At 69.5% G+C, this 17,905-nt stretch carries 15 protein-coding genes; 13 read left to right on the top strand and 2 right to left on the bottom strand.

Going from position 1 to position 17,905, the window contains the following annotated elements:
* Positions 1-143: 143 nt before the first annotated feature.
* The 6 genes from M3190_RS00245 to M3190_RS00220 all read left to right on the top strand — a co-directional run bounded on the left by M3190_RS00245 (position 144) and on the right by M3190_RS00220 (position 9,509).
* Positions 144-1,415 carry an ABC transporter substrate-binding protein gene (locus tag M3190_RS00245; RefSeq protein WP_251577159.1) on the top strand — a complete coding sequence of 424 codons (1,272 nt, stop codon included), beginning with the start codon at positions 144-146 and terminating at the stop codon, positions 1,413-1,415.
* Positions 1,416-1,588: 173 nt separating this feature from the next.
* Entirely contained in the window at positions 1,589-3,658 is a 2,070-nt protein-coding gene (locus tag M3190_RS00240; protein ID WP_251577158.1) for a DUF6259 domain-containing protein, read from the top strand.
* Complete coding sequence (locus tag M3190_RS00235; RefSeq protein ID WP_251577156.1) at positions 3,655-4,647, top strand: carbohydrate ABC transporter permease; 993 nt, start codon at positions 3,655-3,657, stop codon at positions 4,645-4,647. Before M3190_RS00240 ends, M3190_RS00235 begins: the two co-directional genes overlap by 4 nt.
* Positions 4,644-5,480, top strand: coding sequence for a carbohydrate ABC transporter permease (locus M3190_RS00230; RefSeq protein ID WP_251577154.1), 837 nt, complete (start codon positions 4,644-4,646; stop codon positions 5,478-5,480). Before M3190_RS00235 ends, M3190_RS00230 begins: the two co-directional genes overlap by 4 nt.
* Positions 5,477-8,227 (top strand): glycoside hydrolase family 2 protein, encoded by a 2,751-nt coding sequence (locus M3190_RS00225; protein WP_251577152.1) that lies wholly within the window; start codon positions 5,477-5,479, stop codon positions 8,225-8,227. Before M3190_RS00230 ends, M3190_RS00225 begins: the two co-directional genes overlap by 4 nt.
* 31 nt (positions 8,228-8,258) lie before the next feature.
* Positions 8,259-9,509 carry an FAD-binding protein gene (locus M3190_RS00220; RefSeq protein WP_251577150.1) on the top strand — a complete coding sequence of 417 codons (1,251 nt, stop codon included), beginning with the start codon at positions 8,259-8,261 and terminating at the stop codon, positions 9,507-9,509.
* 4 nt (positions 9,510-9,513) lie between these two features.
* On the opposite strand, the gene M3190_RS00215 is transcribed toward M3190_RS00220, so the two are convergent.
* Positions 9,514-9,759 (bottom strand): hypothetical protein, encoded by a 246-nt coding sequence (locus M3190_RS00215; protein WP_251577148.1) that lies wholly within the window; start codon positions 9,757-9,759, stop codon positions 9,514-9,516.
* 200 nt (positions 9,760-9,959) lie between these two features.
* Here M3190_RS00215 and M3190_RS00210 point away from each other — a divergent pair, with 200 nt between their 5' ends.
* From M3190_RS00210 to M3190_RS00190, 5 genes are all read left to right on the top strand, one after another.
* Complete coding sequence (locus M3190_RS00210) at positions 9,960-10,967, top strand: SDR family oxidoreductase (RefSeq protein WP_251577146.1); 1,008 nt, start codon at positions 9,960-9,962, stop codon at positions 10,965-10,967.
* A gap of 41 nt (positions 10,968-11,008) precedes the next feature.
* Entirely contained in the window at positions 11,009-11,803 is a 795-nt protein-coding gene (locus M3190_RS00205; protein WP_251577144.1) for a thioesterase family protein, read from the top strand.
* Positions 11,800-12,660: an SDR family oxidoreductase gene (locus M3190_RS00200; RefSeq protein WP_251577143.1), complete on the top strand. Its 861-nt coding sequence runs from the start codon at positions 11,800-11,802 to the stop codon at positions 12,658-12,660. The genes M3190_RS00205 and M3190_RS00200 overlap by 4 nt, the downstream gene beginning before the upstream one ends.
* Before the next feature lie 63 nt (positions 12,661-12,723).
* Positions 12,724-12,981 carry a hypothetical protein gene (locus tag M3190_RS00195; RefSeq protein WP_251577140.1) on the top strand — a complete coding sequence of 86 codons (258 nt, stop codon included), beginning with the start codon at positions 12,724-12,726 and terminating at the stop codon, positions 12,979-12,981.
* A gap of 52 nt (positions 12,982-13,033) precedes the next feature.
* Positions 13,034-14,686, top strand: a complete 1,653-nt coding sequence (locus M3190_RS00190; RefSeq protein ID WP_251577138.1) for an FAD-binding dehydrogenase — start codon at positions 13,034-13,036, stop codon at positions 14,684-14,686.
* Positions 14,687-14,695: 9 nt separating this feature from the next.
* On the opposite strand, the gene M3190_RS00185 is transcribed toward M3190_RS00190, so the two are convergent.
* Positions 14,696-15,217 carry a sigma factor-like helix-turn-helix DNA-binding protein gene (locus M3190_RS00185; RefSeq protein ID WP_251577136.1) on the bottom strand — a complete coding sequence of 174 codons (522 nt, stop codon included), beginning with the start codon at positions 15,215-15,217 and terminating at the stop codon, positions 14,696-14,698.
* A gap of 214 nt (positions 15,218-15,431) precedes the next feature.
* Between M3190_RS00185 and M3190_RS00180 the strand changes: the two genes are divergently transcribed.
* The gene (locus M3190_RS00180) at positions 15,432-16,262 is read left to right on the top strand and encodes an aldo/keto reductase (protein WP_251577134.1); all 831 of its coding nucleotides are present in this window, start codon (positions 15,432-15,434) and stop codon (positions 16,260-16,262) included.
* Positions 16,263-16,392: 130 nt separating this feature from the next.
* On the top strand, positions 16,393-17,904 hold the full coding sequence (locus tag M3190_RS00175; protein WP_251577132.1) for an MATE family efflux transporter: 1,512 nt from the start codon (positions 16,393-16,395) through the stop codon (positions 17,902-17,904).
* Position 17,905: the final 1 nt, after the last annotated feature.

The following is a 17,905-nucleotide window of genomic DNA, read 5'->3' as shown; positions in this document are numbered from 1 at the left end:
GTACCACTAGCCAAAATGGGCACAAACGGATCACGTTCTGATAAAAATCCCGCAAAACGTGGATCAATGTGTAGTATCGCTACCAACACCTCAGCGTCACACGGATACCCGACCGTGACCATCAATGAAGACAGGGAGTGGCCATGAAGAAGTGGCTCAAGGGGGCGACACTCGCCGGAGTCGCCATGGCGACAGTCGGAACTCTGGCGGGATGCGCGGGCTCGGCGGGCGGTACGTCCGACGGCCCCGTCGAGATCAGTTTCATGATGTGGGGCGACGGTGGTGACACCCAGACCGCCTATGAAGACGTCATCGATGCCTTCGAGGAGGCGAACGACGGCATCACGGTCAACGCCGAGTTCTTCAACACCAACGACTACGACAACCTGCTGAAGACGCGCCTGTCCGGTGGGGCGGGCCCGGACGTCTACGGCTTCGACCTCGGCAACATCGAGAGCTTCGTCGCGGACGGATTCGCTGCCGACCTCTCCGAGGGAGGCGAGAGCTATCTCTCGAAGCTGACCCCGGAGGCGCGCGAGGACTCCGAACGCGAGGGCGGCACGTACAACCTGCCCATCTCGCTCTCGGGCAACGGCATCATCTACAACAAGGCGCTCTTCGACAAGGCAGGCGTCACCGACGAGCCGACCACGTATTCCGAGCTGAAGGATGCCGCCAAGAAGCTGTCCGACGCCGGCATCGTCCCGTTCGCCATGAGTGCTCAGGACAACTGGTGGCCTCAGTTCATCGTCTACTACCCGCTCGCGGAGCACGGTGCGAACGAAGAGCTCGGGGCCGAGATGGCCGCCGGCGAGACCACCTTCTCGGACAGCGACGCGTGGCGGGACTCTCTCGACATCGTTCGTGAACTGACGCCGTACTACATGCCGAACCCCGTCGGGACGAGCCAGACCGCCGCGCAGTCGGCGTTCCTCGCCGGCGATGCGGCCATGTTCCCGGCCACCTGGATCCTCTCCGACGCGCGGGCAGCCGACCTCGATGTGGACTACATGAACTTCCCGACCACCGACACGGAGTCCGACGCGCTGTGGGGCACGTACCAGGTGCGGTTCGGCCTGAACCCCAACAACGGTGACGCGAAGCTCGCCGCGGGTCAGAAGTTCCTCGACTTCTTCATGCAGGACGACGTCTATTCAGAGTTCCTCGCCAAGGTGAAGCTCTTCCCGACGACCGAGGGTGTGCAGATCGGCGAGGATGTGGACCCGCTGTTCCCCGACATGCAGGCCTCCTGGGAGGGGAAGCAGTTCGTCGCCGCCTTCTCGCCGACCGATCCGAGCATCCAGGACGCCCTGCTGGTGGGGCTCCAGGACATCATCAGCGGGTCGAAGTCGACCGATGACGTGCTCGCCGACCTCGACACCGCCCTCGAGCAGTACGTGGCCAACAACAACTGACCCCGGGAATGCCCGGCCGCTCCCCGAGCGGCCGGGCATTCGCCTGTCCAATGGGCACGTTTCGGTAGTTCAGCTACCGGATACGTGCCCATTTCGGCGTCGAGCGAGGATGCGGCGCACGAAAACGCGAGATCTGTGTAGTATGGCTACACCACGACCCGAGGAAGCACGTGATGACCATCCACACGATCGAGGCCGATCGGCTCCGCGTCCGCTTTGATCCGCGTACCGGCGGCCTCGTCGCTATAGATGATGGCAGGCTCGGTGCCTGGCTGGAAGGGACGCTCGCGGGTTCCCTGTTCGTCGTGGAGATCCCCCGCGGCGGCGACCGCACGGTGGTCGTGCAGACCACGGATCAGACGCTGTCGTCCGCCCATCAGGAGGAGCCCGCCGCGATCGAGTTGCGCTGGGATGAGCCGGTGTCCTCCACCGGTGAGCGCCTGGACGGCCGGATCGTCGTGCGCGCTGCAGTGACGTCCGGTCGGCTGTCGTTGTCGATGGAGCTCTCGCTCGCCGAGGGCGGTGTCGAGGCGGTCCGATTCCCGTCCATCCGCGGGCTCCGGGGCCCCGGCGAGCTCGAGTTGCGCGGTGTCGACTACTCGACCGGCACGCGGGTGTCGTTGCTGCCGACCTTCGACAGCAACGCCCCGTACTGGGGCACGATCTTCCCCGACTACGCCAGCGGCAACCTCCGTCCGGAACTGGTCGGAAACCCGACATCCCCCTTCATCGCGGTGACCGCAGAGCAGGGTGGGCTCACGATCATGCCGGCCGAGCCCTCGCTGGATTTCATCGGCTGGCGAGCATCGCTCGAGCCGGGGTACGACGACAGCCTGGCCCGCACAGCACCGGGCGACGGGGCGGTGACGATCGACGCGATCCACTTCCCGGTCGAGGGACGGGACACCGTCGTGCTCCCCACCATGGTGGTCGCACCCTACGAGGGGTCGTGGACGGCCTCGTTGGACGTCCCCCGCGAGAACCAGCGCCCGACGCGACGCAGCGCGGCCGCCTGGCTGCAGGAGCCGCGCTCTTGGCTGCAGGTGCAGCTCATGTCGACCGAGGGCGAACCGCGTTACGACTTCGACGACCTGGTCGACATCATCGAGGAGTGCGCCCGGGCGGGCATCCGCGCCGTGCAGATCGTCGGCTGGAACGAGGGGGGTCAAGACGGCAGGGTTCCCTGGCACGTGCCCGCGGAGAAGCTCGGCGGCCTCGACGGGCTGCTGCGCGCGCTGCAGCGGGCGAAGGAGCTCGACGTCGCCACGGTGCTGTATGTCAAGTACGTCTGGGTCGAGAAGCCCGGGCCGCACTGGGACGACCTCGCCGCCTGGGTGTCGCGGGATCCGAACGGCCAGCCGTACGCACAGCCCGGACCGGTGTACCACACCGCCCGGAAGCGGTACGGCATCAGCACCCCTTGGTACGTTCCGCTCTGCTTCGGCGTCGCGGAACTGCGGCGTCGGATCGCCGACGAGGTCGCGCTGATGGCGGAGTGGGGCGCCGACGGTGTCCTCGCCGACGAGTCGCTGTACCACGGACGTGCGCTGCTGTGCTTCGCGGACGACCACGGCCACGAGCCGGGCGTCAGTGCGTTCACCTGGGATGCGGAGTGGATCGCCGACATCCGCTCCCGACTCGGCGACCGGGCGGACACCTTCGTCATCGCTGCCGAAGGTGCCTACGACGCGCAGTTCGAGGACTACGACGTGTCGTACTTCCGCAGCGCCTCGGCGCAGCATCGCCCGGTCGGCAGGATGCTGCGGCCAGACGCTCGGATCGTGACGGCGCTGACCGGATTCGACGACCGCAGCATGGTCGCCCAGAGCGTGCTCTACGGCTACGGGATGAGTCTCGAGCCCTACAACTTCAAGGGCCGTCCGGCCGACATGCCGCTGACGGTCGCACGGGCCGTGGCTGCCGACGGCCTGCGGGCGCGGCTCGCCGATTGGCTGTGGAACGGGCACCTCGTCGTCGACGGTCGCGCGCAGCTGCGCGTGGTCGAAGGGGCCGCGGACCTCGTCAGCCACACCGAGTGGCGGGATGCCGACGACTCCGCGCGCGTCGTCGTCGTCGGCAACGTGGGTGCCCACCCGGTCGACGTCATCCTGTCCGGACTGCACCGGGACTGCGCCGCGCTGGATCTGCGCGGAACGCCCACCCGACTCCACGAGGGACGCGTGACCGTCCCCGCTCACGACGCGGTCGTCGTGGCGCCGTCGCCTCTGATTGGAACACCATGAGCAGCACACGCGTCGAGGACCCCCGCGTCCTCGCCCTCGACGAGCCCGAGACGACCAGGGCGCTTCGCGCCCGCCGCCCGCTGTCGCAGCGGCTGTGGACCGGGCGGAGCTCGACCGGCAAGTTCTGGATCGCGGTGTCCCCGGCGCTGATCCTGTACCTCGTCTTCACCGTCTACCCGATGGGTCAGGTCGTCGTCGCGAGCTTCACGGACGCACGCGGGTTCAACCGTGCCTGGGAGGTCGTCGGGCTCGACAACTTCGTCCGCATCTTCTCGGGTGATCCGGTTCTGATGGAGGCGGTCGGCAACACCGCCATCTACGCGTTCTTCAAGATCGTCGTGCAGACGATCCTCGCGTTCCTCATCGCAGTGCTGCTTCACCGACAGCTCATGCTCGGCAACATCTACCGCGCCATCTTCTTCGCTCCGATGGTGATCTCGCCGGTCGCGATCGTGTTCACGTGGAGCTTCATGTACGACCCCACGTCCGGGACGTTCAACACGCTGTTGCGCAGCGTCGGGCTCGGCGGGCTCGCGCAGGACTGGCTCGGCAACTACGACCTCGCCCTCTACAGCGTCATCCTCGTCGACCTCTGGAGCGGGCTCGGCTTCAACATCGTGATCTTCCTGGCCGGATTGTCGACCATCCCGAGCGAGATCCTCGAGGCCGCCCGCGTCGACGGGGCTCGCGGATGGAAGTCCCTCCGGTACATCACGCTCCCGTTGATGATCCCCTCGATCGGCCTCGTCCTGGTGCTCTCCATCAACGGTGCGCTCCGTGCCTTCGACACCGTCTATCTCATGACCCGAGGCGGTCCCGGCAACTCGACCCAGCTCTACATGACGCAGGTCTTCCAAGAGGGCATGGTCAACAACAACTTCGGGTACGCCTCAGCGATGGCGGTGCTGGTGATCATCGTCCTGATCGCCATCGCCGCCGCGCAGAACAGACTCAACAACCGCGTCGCCGCCGAGGAGGGCAACCGATGAGCACCAGGACCGCGACGCGTCTGCTTCGGCGGGTGCCGGTGAACGTCCTTCTCATCGCGCTGAGCGTGATGATGATCTACCCGATCGTGATCATCGTGATCACGGCCTTCAAGCCGAACCTCGAGGTGCTGACGAACCCGACCGGGCTTCCCATCAACCCGACCTTTGACAATTTCGTCACCTCCTGGCGCGAGGCGGATTTCACGAACCTGTTCGCGAACTCGATCCTGCTGACCCTGGCGAGCATGACGGTCGCGACGTTCGTGGCGGCCTTGGCGTCGTACGCTATCGTGCGGCACGCGACCCGTGTGGGCTCCGGCGTCTACCTCCTGCTGGCCGCGGGCATCTTCCTGCCGATGCAGCTCGCGCTCGTCCCCCAGTTCCGTGTCGTGCGCGACCTCGGACTCATCAACAACTACGTCGGCGTCATCCTGCTGTACATCGCGGGCGCCCTGCCGTTCGGCGTGTTCCTCATGGCGGCGTTCATGCGCCAGGTCCCGAAGGAGATCGTCGAGGCCGCCACGATCGACGGGGCGGGGTACTTCCAGCTGTTCTGGCGAATCTTCCTGCCGCTGTCCAGGCCCGCCGTCGCGACCTTCTGGGTGCTGCAGGGCGTCGGTATCTGGAACGACTATCTCGTGCCTCAGCTCCTGCTGACCGATCCGGGCAAGCGCACACTGACCACCGGCGTGCTCTACTTCAAGGCGCAGTACCTCGCGGACTGGGGCAACATCATGGCGGCCGTGCTGATCATGAGTCTCCCGATCCTCCTGCTGTTCGTGTTCGCTCAGCGGTACTTCGTGAGCGGGCTCTACGCCGGTGCCGTGAAGTGAGCGACGCGTCCCTCGATGAGGTCGAACGCCGGCGGTGGCGTCAGTCGCCGCTCTGGGGGGACCGGTGGGTCGAGGCGCACGCCGCGCTGACCTCGCACCCCGCGACGGCCGTCGAGCTCGGGGCATCCGCCGTACCCGAGGCGGCGGACGAGGTCCTGTCGCTCGACGGCGAATGGCTGATGGCCGGAGCATCGCCGGGGCGGGAGTTCTCGATCGACCGGTGGGCGGGTGATCGATCGGATGCCGCGCAGCGTCGGCCGGTGTCGTGGCATCGCGAGGACACGGACCGATCGTCCTGGGTGCGCGCCACGGTGCCGGGTACGGTCCAGTCCGCCCTCGTCGACGCAGGCGTCACCCCCGATCCGTTGACCGACGACCACACCTTCAGCGAGCTCACCGCGCACGGCGAACCCTCCGAGTGGCCGTGGTTCTTCCGGCGTACCCGCATCGAGCAGCAGGAGTGGTGGTACGCGCGCCGCTTCGAGGCTCCGGCGCACTGGCTCGGCCGCCGCGTGAGACTCAGCTTCGACGGGATCGACTACGCGGCATCCGTCTACGTCAACGGTCAGCCCGTCGCGCGCCACACCGGCATGTTCGGCGGACCGGATGTCGAGGTGGGCGCGCTTCTGCGCCCGGGCGACACGAACGAGGTGGTCGTCCGTATCGACCCGCCGCCGCGCGACTGGCACGGGGTCATGAAGCCGTCGCCCGGGTGGGGCTGGCACTACGGGCACCTCATCTCGATGGGGATCTGGCGCGGCGTCACCCTGACGCCGGTGCCCGACATCGAGCTGACGGACCTCGCGGTCACGGTGCACGACGCGTCGGAGGATGTGGCGCGGCTGCGGATCAGCTGGGACGCGGTCAACCCGACGGCCGAGCGCGCGGCCCGCTCCGCGCGACTGGTCGTGCGGGATCCCGGAGGCCGCTCGCTCCACACCCTCGATGCGTCCTTCGAGGCGCCCGCCGGTGTCAGCCGACATCACATCGAGATGACGGTCGACCGGCCACAGCTGTGGTGGCCCTTCGGGTACGGCGCGCAGCCCCTCTACCGCGCCGAGGTCGGCGACGGCGACGGCGACACGACTCTGCAGACGAGCTTCGGCATCCGCACCGTACGGATGGCGGCGCTGCCCCGGCGGCACGGCCCGGACACCTACGACTGGCAGTTCGTCGTCAACGGGCGGCCGGTGTTCCTCAAGGGGGCGAACTGGTGCTGGACGGATCCGATGGCCCGCCGAGGGTTCGAGGTGGACCGCCACATCCTGGACCTCGTCGTCCGCGCGAACCTGCAGATGCTGCGCGCGTGGGGCGGAGGCACGGTCGAGAGCGACGAGTTCTACGAGGAGTGCGATCGTCGCGGCATCCTGGTGCTGCAGGAGTTCCCCCTGACCTTCGGACTGGATGCCACCGGCGCCGACCTCGCGACCATCGACGAGCAGGCTTCTCGCATCGTCCGGCGGCTCCGCAACCACCCCTCGTTGATCATGTGGGGCGGAGGGAACGAGAACCCGGCGACCTCGACGTCGGACGACCTCCTCACCGTCATCGGCAAGCGCGTGACGCAGTACGACCCGTCCCGGCCCTTCCACCGGACGGACCCCTGGGGCGGCAGTGAGCACTTCTACGGCGTCTATCACGAGGGCATGCCGATCGAGGCGTACGCAGATCTCCTGCCGGCCGTCTTCGGCGAGTACGGCCTGTCGAGTCAGTGCTCTCTGGAGAGCATGGGTCGGTTCCTCGATCCGACTCTGCTCGAGCAGTGGCCGCCGCACCCGCACGGTGCTCTCCTGCAGCACCAGTCGCAGTTCTCGCTGTTCGACCTGTTCAAGCAGGCGCGCTATGCCGCCTACGGGCCGATCACCGACTGGCGGACCTTCATCGAGTACTCGCAGATCGCGCAGGGGGATGCGCTGCGGTTCGCGTCCGAGCGCATCCGCGCGCACAGCGGCGCCGAGACGGCCGGCTACTGGTTCTACAAGGTCGGGGAGGCGTTCCCTGGTGCGTCCTGGGCTGTGATCGACTACTACGGCGTGCCGAAGCTCTCCTACTACCGCGCGAAGCAGTTCAGCGCGCCTCGGTCCGCCTTCGCCGTCTACGACCGCACGGAGTGGGCGGCCGACGACGTCTTCGAGGCCGGCGTCCACGTCGCGAACGACACGCCTGTCGCGCTGCAGGCGGCGCGAGTGCGGGCGACGCTCTTCGATGCGCAGTGGAGCGTGCTTTTCGATCAGGAGCGGACCGTCGACGTCGAACCCGACGGGCGGCTCGACGTGTTCCGCCTGACCGCCCCCCTGACGGACGCCCGACTGTCGCCGCTGATCCTGGCGATCGAGCTGCGCGGAGCCGACGGCGGCCTCATCTCGTCACAGTGGTACCCGTTCAACCACCAGCCGAAGGACGAGGCGCTGCGCGCGCTCGAGTCGCGTCCTCTCGACGAACTGGCCGAGACACCCATAGCCGAGCTGTTGGAGCCCTACGGGCGACTGTCGTCGCCGCTCTCCTCTCAGCCTCGAACGGTGCTCCGTGCCCGCGTGGAAGCCGACGCGATCGTGATCGAGAATGCGGGTGAGCATCCCGCTCCGGTGGTCCTGATCGATGGCTTCCCCCACGACGTCGGCGACGTGCTCGAGGACAACGCGTTCGGGCTGCGCGCCGGGGAGAGCCGGCGAGTGGCGTACGTCGCATCCTCGGCGCTCCGGATCCGGGTGCGGGCATGGAACGCGGATGAGGTCGAAGCCGGCTGACGACGCCCGTCCCGCGCCTAGGCTGGCACGCATGAGCGACGACGCCGGCCTGAACTGGTCCCGCAACATCCGCTACTCGGCAGAGCGCACGGTCGCTCCGACGACGGTCGACGAGCTGCGCGAGGTGGTCGCGGCATCCGGATCCGTGAAAGCCCTGGGTTCGCGTCACTCCTTCACCCGCATCGCCGACACCGCCGGCACGCTCGTCTCGACCGCCGAGCTCGACCTGCCGATCCAGGTGGATGCCGCGCAGCGCCGTGTGCGCGTCGGCGGCGGCGTCCGGTACGGCGAACTCGCGCAGGAGCTCGACCGGCAGGGCTGGGCGCTCGCGAACCTCGCGTCGCTGCCGCACATCTCCGTCGCGGGCGCGGTGAGCACGGGCACGCACGGGTCCGGCGTGGCGAACCGCTCGCTCGCGGCGGCGGTCACGGGGCTGGAACTCGTCACCTCGACCGGTGACCTCGTCCGGTTGAGCGAGACCGACGAGACGTTCTACGGCGCGGTCGTGGGACTCGGTGCGCTCGGCATCGTGACGACGATCGAGCTCGCGATCGAGCCGACCTTCGAGGTCGCTCAGACGGTCTACGAGAACGTGCCGGTCGAGGCGGTCCGCGAGGCGTTCGATGTCATCGCCGCCTCGGCCTACAGCGTGTCGTTCTTCACCACCTTCCGCGAGGACATGTACGTCGACCAGGTGTGGCGCAAGGAGCGGACGGATGCCGCGGCCACACCGATCCCCGCCGCGCTGCGCGATCGCGAGGCGGCCGGAGCGCGGCATCCGCTCCCCGGCGTGTCCGCCGCGTCGTGCACGGTGCAGGGCGGCAAGCCGGGACGGTGGCTCGACCGGCTGCCGCACTTCCGCCTCGAGTTCACGCCGTCGAACGGCGAGGAGCTGCAGTCCGAGTTCCTGCTGCCGATCGCGGACGCCGTCGCCGCCTTCGACGCGGTGCGCGAGCTCGCCGACCGGCTGAAGCCCGTGCTGCAGGTGTGCGAGGTGCGCACGATCGCCGGCGACGAGCTGTGGCTCTCCCCGAGCACGGGCCGGGACTCGGTCGCGTTCCACTTCACCTGGACAGCCGACGAGGCGGGCGTCGCCGAGGTGCTCCCCGAGCTCGAGGCGGCGCTCGCGCCCTTCGACGCCCGCCCGCACTGGGGCAAGGTCTTCACGCCGCGTGATCCCGCCGAGCGCTACCCGCGATGGTCGGACTTCGTCGCCCTGCAGCGCTCGCTCGACCCGCGCGGAGCCTTCGTCAACGACTACCTGCGCGCGCTCGGGCTCTGACGCGTCACGCCGGATCGGTCTCGATCTCGCCGTTCGCGATGGCATCCGCGTAGGTGCGGATGTCGGGGCCGGGCTCCCAGTCGATGAACTTGTCCTTCAGTGCCCCCGTGAGGGCGGCGTAGGCGTCGTCCGAGGACATCTCGTCCCCGGAGCCGGCGAGGTCGACCACGGCCTCCCGCAGCACCCGATCGGCATCGTCGAGGATCTTGCCGCGGGCTTCGTCGTTCCAGCGGATCTCTGAGCTCTTCATGCCGCGAGGCTAACCCCGTGAGCGGATGCCGCATCGCGGCTTGCTTTCTCGACCTCGATGCGCTTGGCCCCGTACCTCATCCCCGCGGCGCTGGCAACGGCATCCCGCCCCTTCGCCGGAGCACGAAGGATGGTGGCAGCGGCTGAGGCCCGCCTCATACGGGTCCCCCGCCCGGTCGGGCTCCCGCGGAGGAGCAGGTCGTGAGCAGCAGCACATCCCGAGGCGTCGCCGTCGTCACCGGCGGGAGCGCCGGACTCGGCCGGGCGATCGTCCGCGAGCTCGCCTCCCGTGGCTGGGATGTCGCCGTCCTCGCCCGCGGCTTCGAGGGAGTGGATGCCGCGGCCACCGAGGTCCGCGCCAAGGGCCGCCGCGCGCACGGCATCACGGTCGACGTCGCCGACCACGCCGCTCTCGAGATCGCCGCGGCAGAGGTCGAGGCGGAGCTCGGCGAGATCGACCTGTGGGTCAACAACGTCATGTCCGGCTCGATCGCGCCGTTCCTCGACACCACCCCCGAGGACTACGAGCGCGCGACGCAGGTCACGTACCTCGGCACCGTCAACGGCACACGATCGGCTCTCCGGCGCATGCGGGAGCGCGACCGCGGTCACATCATCCAGATCGGCTCGGCGCTCGCGCACCGCGGCATCCCTCTGCAGGCGGCGTACTGCGGGTCGAAGCATGCGATCCACGGCTTCACCGACTCCGTCGTCTCGGAGCTCACGCACGAGGGCAGTGCCGTCGCCGTGTCGATCGTGGACATGCCGGCTCTCAACACGACGCAGTTCGGGTGGGTGAAGTCGCCGTTCTCGAAGCACCCGCAGCCGGTACCGCCCATCTACCAGCCCGAGGTGGGTGCCCGCGCGGTCGCCGACGTCGCCGACAAGCCGCGCCGCCGGACCTGGGTGGGGGAGTCCACCGTCGGCCTGGTCCTCGGCACCCGCGTCGCCGGGCGCTTCATGGACTGGTACCTCGCGAAGAACGCGTGGGAGGGGCAGTTCGCCGACGACAAGGGGCCGTCGACCACTCCGCCGAACCTCTACGAGCCCGTCGGGGGCGACCACGGAGCGCACGGCGCGTTCGACGACCGGGCCCGGGGCGAGAGCCTGCAGACCCGCGCACTGCGGCACCGGCGCGGGCTGTACTCGGCGGCATCCGTCGCGGGAGCGGCGGCGCTCGCCGGGGTCGTGAAGCTCCTGCGTCGCTGACGTCCGAACCGCCGGCCCGGCCGCGGGTAGCATCCCATCTCGTGCCCGCCTACTTCGAACGCCTCGCTTCTGAAGGTACGAACGCGACCCGGTTCCAGCCCACCTCGTTCACCGGCGGCGCGTGGAACGTGACCGAGCAGCACGTCGCCCCGCCGATCGGCCTGCTCGCCCACGCGATCGAGGTCGATCACGCCGCACGCAGTCCACAGCCCATGCAGCTGTCGCGTCTGTCCGTCGACATCCTCGGGGTCATCCCGATCGACGAGGTCGAGGTCACCTGTCGCGTGCTGCGCCCCGGGCGCAGCATCGAGCTCGTCGAGGCGACACTCGCGCAGGGCGGCCGACCGGCGCTCAGCGCGCGGGCCTGGCTCATGCACACCCGTGACACCGAGGCGCTCGCCGGATCCGTCCACCCCGCGATGCCGCCGAGGGATGCGCTCGAGCGTGTCGACCCGTCGTCGGCGTGGCCCGGCGAGTTCATCGCGACCGTCGGAGAGGTGCGCCGGCGGCAGCAGGAACCCGGTCGCGCGCAGACGTGGATCCTGCCCGCCGTGCCCCTGCTCGACGGTGAGCCGGTCTCGACGACCGCCCGTCTGGTGTCGCTCATCGACATCGCCAACGGGGTGACCCCCCGCGTCGACCCGCGCGAGGTCGCCTTCCCCAATCTCGACCTCACGCTCCACCTCGTCCGGACCCCCGAGGACGGCTGGATCGGGTTCGACACGACCGTCACCTTCGGGGCGACGGGGCTCGGCATGACGCAGACGATCCTGCACGACGAGCGAGGCGTCCTCGGCTCGGTCGTTCAGTCCCTCACCGTGAGGCCGCACCGATGACCGCGCCTCTGAGCGGCAAGACGGCGCTCGTCACCGGTGTCTCGCGCCGGCGCGGGATCGGGTACGCCGTCGCCGTGCGCCTCGCGCAGCTGGGCGCGAGCGTGTTCATCCAGCACTGGCGCCCGCACGACCTCGACCGGCCGTGGGGTGGCGACGATCTCGACGCGGTGCGCACCGGCATCCGCTCGGCCCTCGTCGGTGACGCGCGCGTCGGCGACGCCGAGGCGGATCTGACGGATGCCGCGGCGATCCCGGGTCTCATCGCCGACGCCGCTGCTCTCACCGGACGCCTCGACATCCTCGTCTGCAACCACGCGAAGAGCGGCGATGACGGCAGCATCCTCGACATGACCGCCGACCGGCTCGACGCGTTCTGGGACACCAACACGCGCTCGACGCTCCTGCTGACGGCGGAGTTCGCCCGGCGACTCGCGCCCCCGCAGTCCGGGCAGCGCCGCCCCGGCGATGCGGTCGAAGGTGCGAAGCCGTACGCCGAGCCCACCGGGCGCGTCTTCTGGATGACGTCCGGACAGGGGCACGGCGCGATGCGAGGCGAGGTCGCGTATGCGACGAGCAAGGCCGCGCTGGCCGGGGTCACCCGCACGGTCGCGGCCGACCTCCTCGATCTCGGCATCGTCCTCAACACGATCAACCCCGGGCCCGTGAACACCGGGTACATGGACCCCGACACCGCCGACCGCGACTCGTCGGGACTCGACGAGTGGCTGCGGACGACCGCGTTCGGCCGCGTCGGCGTGCCCGCCGACCCCGCCGCTCTCATCGGGTGGCTCTCGACCGCCGAGGGCGCCTGGATCGTCGGCCAGGTGCTCACCAGCGACGGCGGTTTCAGCCTCTAGCGGTGTCGTGCATTCGTGCACGCGACTCTGGTGTCGACACGCCCGATGTGGTCAGATCGCCTCATGGAAGCGGGGTCGCCGGCGCGCGCGGTGCTGTGGGGCGCCGCCGCGCTGCTCCTCGCGACGGTCGTCCTCGCCCCGGTCATCGGTGTCGGGCGATGCCTCGACTCGTCCGATCCGGAGAAGTCGTTCTGCGAGTCGTACACGCAGTCGCTCGCAGGCTTCCCGGTGACCGTCTGGCCATGGGCTGCCGTCGCCGCGATCATCGTGGTGGTGACGACGGTCGCCTTCGTCGCCCGTCACCGCCGCGCATCCGCCTAGAGTCTCCTCAGCACCCGTCGCCGCCGACGGGCACGTCGAAGGGGACGCACGCATGACAACGGATGCCGCAGACGCGATCGTCGTCGGAGCGGGACTGGCCGGGCTGGTCGCCGCCGCCGAGCTCCTGGACGCCGGCAAGCGCGTGCTGATCGTCGAGCAGGAGCCCGAGACGAGCCTCGGCGGGCAGGCGTGGTGGTCGTTCGGCGGGTTGTTCCTGGTCGATTCGCCCGAGCAGCGCCGGCTCGGCGTGAAGGACTCGCTCGAACTCGCGCGGCAGGACTGGTTCGGCTCCGCCGGCTTCGACCGCCCCGAGGATCGCTGGCCGCGAGCGTGGGCCGAGGCGTACCTCGAGTTCGCTGCGGGGGAGAAGCGCGCGTGGCTGCGGGAGCGCGGCATCCGCTTCTTCCCCGTCGTGGGGTGGGCCGAGCGCGGCGGCGACCGCGCCACGGCGCACGGCAACTCGGTGCCGCGATTCCACATCACGTGGGGCACCGGGCCGGGTGTGCTGGATCCGTTCGTCCGCCGCGTGCTCGAGGGGGTCGCGTCGGGCCGCGCCCGCATCGCGTTCCGCCACCGCGTCGACCGCCTCGAGGTCGAGGGAGGGGCGGTCGTCGGGGTCAGCGGCGCCGTGCTCGCCCCCGACGCGGCCGAGCGCGGCGCGCCGAGCAACCGCGACGAGACGGGCGGGTTCTCGTTCCGTGCAGGCGCCGTCCTCGTCTCGAGCGGCGGGATCGGCGGCAATCACGACCTCGTCCGCGCGCAGTGGCCCGCCCGCATGGGACGCGCGCCCGAGACGATGCTCTCGGGCGTCCCCGCCCACGTCGACGGACGGATGCTGGGCGTCGCCGAGTCCGCCGGCGCGCACCTCATCAACGGCGACCGCATGTGGCACTACGTCGAGGGCATTCAGAACCACACTCCCGTGTGGCCGCGCCACGGCATCCGGATCCTCCCCGGTCCCTCGTCGCTATGGCTGGATGCCACCGGTCACCGCCTCCCCGCCCCGCTGTTCCCCGGGTTCGACACGATCGGCACGCTCGAGCACATCGTCGCCACGGGGCACGGCCACAGCTGGTTCGTGCTCAACCAGGCGATCCTCAAGAAGGAGTTCGCCCTCTCCGGGAGCGAGCAGAACCCCGACCTCACCGGCAAGGACCTGAAGCTCCTCGCGGGGCGGCTGAAGGGCGGTCGGGCCACGCCTCCGGTGGAGGCGTTCACGGAGCGCGGCGCGGACTTCATCGTCGCCGACACCGTGCCGCAGCTGCTCGAGCGGATGCGGGCGGCATCCGCTCTGCTCGACATCGACCGCGTGCGACTCGAGCTCGAGGCACGCGACCGCGAGATGACGAACCCGTTCACGAAGGACGCCCAGGTGACGGCCGTGCGTCAGGCGCGACGCTACCGGGGCGACAAGCTTCTGCGCGTCGCGACGCCGGGACCGATCGCCGACCCGAAGGCGGGACCGCTGATCGCGGTGAAGCTGCACGTCATCACACGCAAGAGTCTCGGCGGCATCGAGACCGACCTGTCGGGCCGTGCGCTGGCCGCAGGGGGCGAACCGATCGCAGGGCTGTACGCCGCCGGCGAGGCGAGCGGATTCGGCGGCGGTGGAGTGCACGGCTACCGCGCACTCGAGGGCACCTTCCTCGGCGGCTGCATCTTCTCGGGACGCGTGGCGGGTCGGGCGATGGCCGCCGCCGTCTGAGCGAGGTCGCTACGCGATGACGCCGGTCGCCCGGGGGAGCGCGACGGGCGACGTCACCACGCGCGTCGCCGCGTGCAGCTGGTCGAGGGCGCCGCGGGTGAGGGAGCGGACGGCGCTGAGGGTCTCGCCGGTCAATGCGGCGATCTCGGTCTGGCTGTACCCGCCGAAGTAGGCGAGCGCGATGACGCGCTGCTGCTCGATGCTCATGTCGCCGAGCCGCTCGCGCGAGACGGCCTCGGCCTGCGCGTCGGACCGGCGCCGGAGCGCGATGGCGTGGCGGTGGGTGAGCAGCAGGACCCAGGCCCGCGGATGCCGCGCCTCGGCCTGCGCGGCGTGCTCCCACACGTGGACGTACACCTGTTGGAGCACGCGCTGCGCCGGCTGCTCGCTGCGCAGGATGTGCGTCGCGAGCGTGTAGGCGGACGCGCAGGTCGCGTCGTACAGCTGCGCGAAGGCGTCCGCATCGCCGAGCGCCGTCCGGGCCAGCAGGCCCGACAGGTCGGCGTCCGTGAGCGGAGCGGGAGCGGTCATGGCTTCATGGTGCGCCCCGAGGACCGTTCGTTCGAGCTATTGCCGCGGAAGAGAGATGGTGCTAGCCGAATTCCAGTCATCTGAATGGACAAAAGCGCGGGAGGAACATTCTGTCCGCGGACCGGTCGGCGACGCGTGCACTGAGCGGATGCCGCATCCGCAACGTTTCGTCAACCCGTGCCGATGACGCTCCCGGCGGTGGAAAGCTGGATCCATGACCGTTCCCACTCTCACACTCAACGACGGACACACCATCCCCCAGCTGGGCTTCGGCGTCTTCCAGGTCGACCCGGCCGAGGCCGAGCGCATCGTCAGCGTCGCCCTCGAAGCCGGCTACCGCCACATCGACACGGCTGCCGTGTACGGCAACGAAGAGGGCGTCGGCCGTGCGATCGCCTCCTCCGGCATCCCCCGCGACGAACTCTTCATCACCACGAAGCTGTGGAACTCCGAGCAGGGTCGCGACACCTCGCGCCCGGCGATCGAGGCGAGCCTCGAGAAGCTCGGGCTCGACCACGTCGACCTCTACCTGATCCACTGGCCGCGTCCCGACAAGGACCGATACGTCGAGACGTGGCAGGAGCTCGAGAAGTTCCGCTCCGAGGGCCTGACGCGTTCGATCGGTGTCTCGAACTTCCACCAGCCGCACCTGCAGCGCCTCTTCGACGAGACCGAGACGGTTCCGGCGGTCAACCAGATCGAGCTGCACCCCGCCTTCGCGCAGCGCGAGCTCCGAGGGTTCCAGGAGCCGAAGGGCATCCACACCGAATCGTGGGGCCCGCTCGGACAGGGCAAGTACGACCTGTTCGGCGAGAAGGCCGTGGCGGATGCCGCCGAGGCCCACGGCGTGAGCCCCGCTCAGGTCGTCATCCGGTGGCACCTGCAGGAGGGCCTCATCGTCTTCCCGAAGTCGTCGACGCCCGAGCGCATCCGCTCGAACTTCAATGTCTTCGGCTTCGAGCTGACCTCGGCCGAGGTCGACGCCATCAACGCGCTCGACCGCGGCCAGCGCGTCGGAGCCGACCCCGACACCGCCACGTTCTGATCCATCCACCCAAAAAAGGGGCGCCGAGAGATCGGCGCCCCTTTTTCGCGGACCCCCCTTACGCCTCCCAGGGAGCGCTCGGTACAATCGAGGGACCTCGAATCGATTCGAACTCTCCCCGAAAGCCCTCATGGCCACCTCCCTCACCACGGGCCGCCCTTGGCGTGTCATCCTGCTGTTCACCCTGCCGCTCATGATCGGCAACGTGGTGCAGCAGCTGTACCACTTCGCCGACACGATCGTCGTCGGTCGGTTGCTGGGCGTCGACGCGCTCGCCGCCGTGGGGGCGACGGGCAGTCTCCTGTTCCTACTGCTCGGATTCGCGTGGGGATTGACCTCCGGGTTCGCCATCCCGACCGCGCAGGCCTATGGGGCGATGGATGCCGCAGGGGTCCGTCGCTCCGTCGCGACCGGCGCATTCCTGAGCGGCATCACGACGGTGATCCTCACCGTCGGCGCACCGCTCATTGCCGAACCTGCGCTCGTGGCCCTGCAGACCCCGCCCGAGCTGCTCGCGGATGCGACGGTCTTCACCCAGGTGAGCTTCCTCGGTGCCGGCGCGCTGATGTTCTTCAACTTCCTGTCCGCCGTCATCCGCGCCATCGGCGACTCGCGGACACCTCTCATCTTCCTGATCGTCGCGTGCGCACTGAACGTCGTGCTCGTGATCGCGGCCATCGCGTGGCTCGGCCTCGGTGTGGCCGGCGCGGCACTGGCGACCGTCGTCGCGCAGGCCGTCTCGGTGCTCCTGTGCCTCGAGTTCGTGCGGCGCCGCATCCCTGAGCTGCACCTGAAGCGCGAGGACTGGCGCATCACACGCGCCGACATCAGGGCGCACCTGCGGCTCGGCCTGCCGATGGGCTTCCAGGCGTCGATCATCGCGATCGGCGCGTTGACCGTGCAGGTCGCGCTCAACACGCTCGGTGGCGAGGCGATCGCCGCCTACACCGCGGCTTCGCGTGTCGACGGGCTGGCTGTCGCCCTGCTGCAGTCGATGTCGCTGGCGGTCTCGATGTACGTCGCCCAGAACTACGGCGCCGGCCGCCCCGACCGCATCCGACGTGGGGTCGTCCAGGCGACGTGGATCGCCGTCGGAGCGGCGGTGGCCCTCGGCATCCTGCTCATCTCCCTCGGCGGCCCGATCGTCCGCATCTTCGTGGGCGACGGGGCCGACGGCGTCGTGCACCTCGCGGTCTCGATGCTCATCATCAACGGGTTCAGTTACACCGCGCTCGGCGTCCTGTTCGTCACGCGGGGTGCGCTGCAGGGGCTCGGCAACGCCGTGATCCCGACGGTGACCGGTGTCGTGGAGCTGGTCGCGCGGGCGGCGGCGGCGATCCTGCTGGGAGCCCTGTTCGGGTTCATCGGCGTGGCGTGGTCGAACCCGCTGGCGTGGATCTCGGCCGCTGTCATCCTCATCCCCGCCTACATCCGGGCACACCGGACGCTGGCGTCGATGCCGATGGCGCCGATGACCATCACGCCGACGACGCCGATCGCGGTCATCGGACCGGTCGACGGCTCGATGACGGTCGAGACGGTCGTGACGCAGCCGGTGCCGCTCCCGCAGCCGACGTCTCGGATGCGGCGCGCCCTGCGTCGTCGCGCGGGTACGCCTCGTCGGCTGGCGCGCAGGCGCTGAC

Source organism: Microbacterium oleivorans (genome assembly GCF_023715745.1).
In the GTDB taxonomy this organism is placed as follows: Bacteria; Actinomycetota; Actinomycetes; order Actinomycetales; family Microbacteriaceae; genus Microbacterium; species Microbacterium oleivorans_D.
The sequence above is the reverse complement of the archived record's forward strand: the minus strand, read 5'-3'. Positions and strand labels throughout refer to the sequence as shown.

Coding starts and splice junctions, on each gene's coding strand:
- M3190_RS00200 (WP_251577143.1), top strand. CDS start 11,800: ATGACCGCGCCTCTGAGCGGCAAGACGGCGCTCGTCACCGGTGTCTCG.
- M3190_RS00220 (WP_251577150.1), top strand. CDS start 8,259: ATGAGCGACGACGCCGGCCTGAACTGGTCCCGCAACATCCGCTACTCG.
- M3190_RS00235 (WP_251577156.1), top strand. CDS start 3,655: ATGAGCAGCACACGCGTCGAGGACCCCCGCGTCCTCGCCCTCGACGAG.
- M3190_RS00185 (WP_251577136.1), bottom strand. CDS start 15,217: ATGACCGCTCCCGCTCCGCTCACGGACGCCGACCTGTCGGGCCTGCTG.
- M3190_RS00245 (WP_251577159.1), top strand. CDS start 144: ATGAAGAAGTGGCTCAAGGGGGCGACACTCGCCGGAGTCGCCATGGCG.
- M3190_RS00180 (WP_251577134.1), top strand. CDS start 15,432: ATGACCGTTCCCACTCTCACACTCAACGACGGACACACCATCCCCCAG.
- M3190_RS00230 (WP_251577154.1), top strand. CDS start 4,644: ATGAGCACCAGGACCGCGACGCGTCTGCTTCGGCGGGTGCCGGTGAAC.
- M3190_RS00190 (WP_251577138.1), top strand. CDS start 13,034: ATGACAACGGATGCCGCAGACGCGATCGTCGTCGGAGCGGGACTGGCC.
- M3190_RS00215 (WP_251577148.1), bottom strand. CDS start 9,759: ATGAAGAGCTCAGAGATCCGCTGGAACGACGAAGCCCGCGGCAAGATC.
- M3190_RS00240 (WP_251577158.1), top strand. CDS start 1,589: ATGACCATCCACACGATCGAGGCCGATCGGCTCCGCGTCCGCTTTGAT.
- M3190_RS00195 (WP_251577140.1), top strand. CDS start 12,724: ATGGAAGCGGGGTCGCCGGCGCGCGCGGTGCTGTGGGGCGCCGCCGCG.
- M3190_RS00175 (WP_251577132.1), top strand. CDS start 16,393: ATGGCCACCTCCCTCACCACGGGCCGCCCTTGGCGTGTCATCCTGCTG.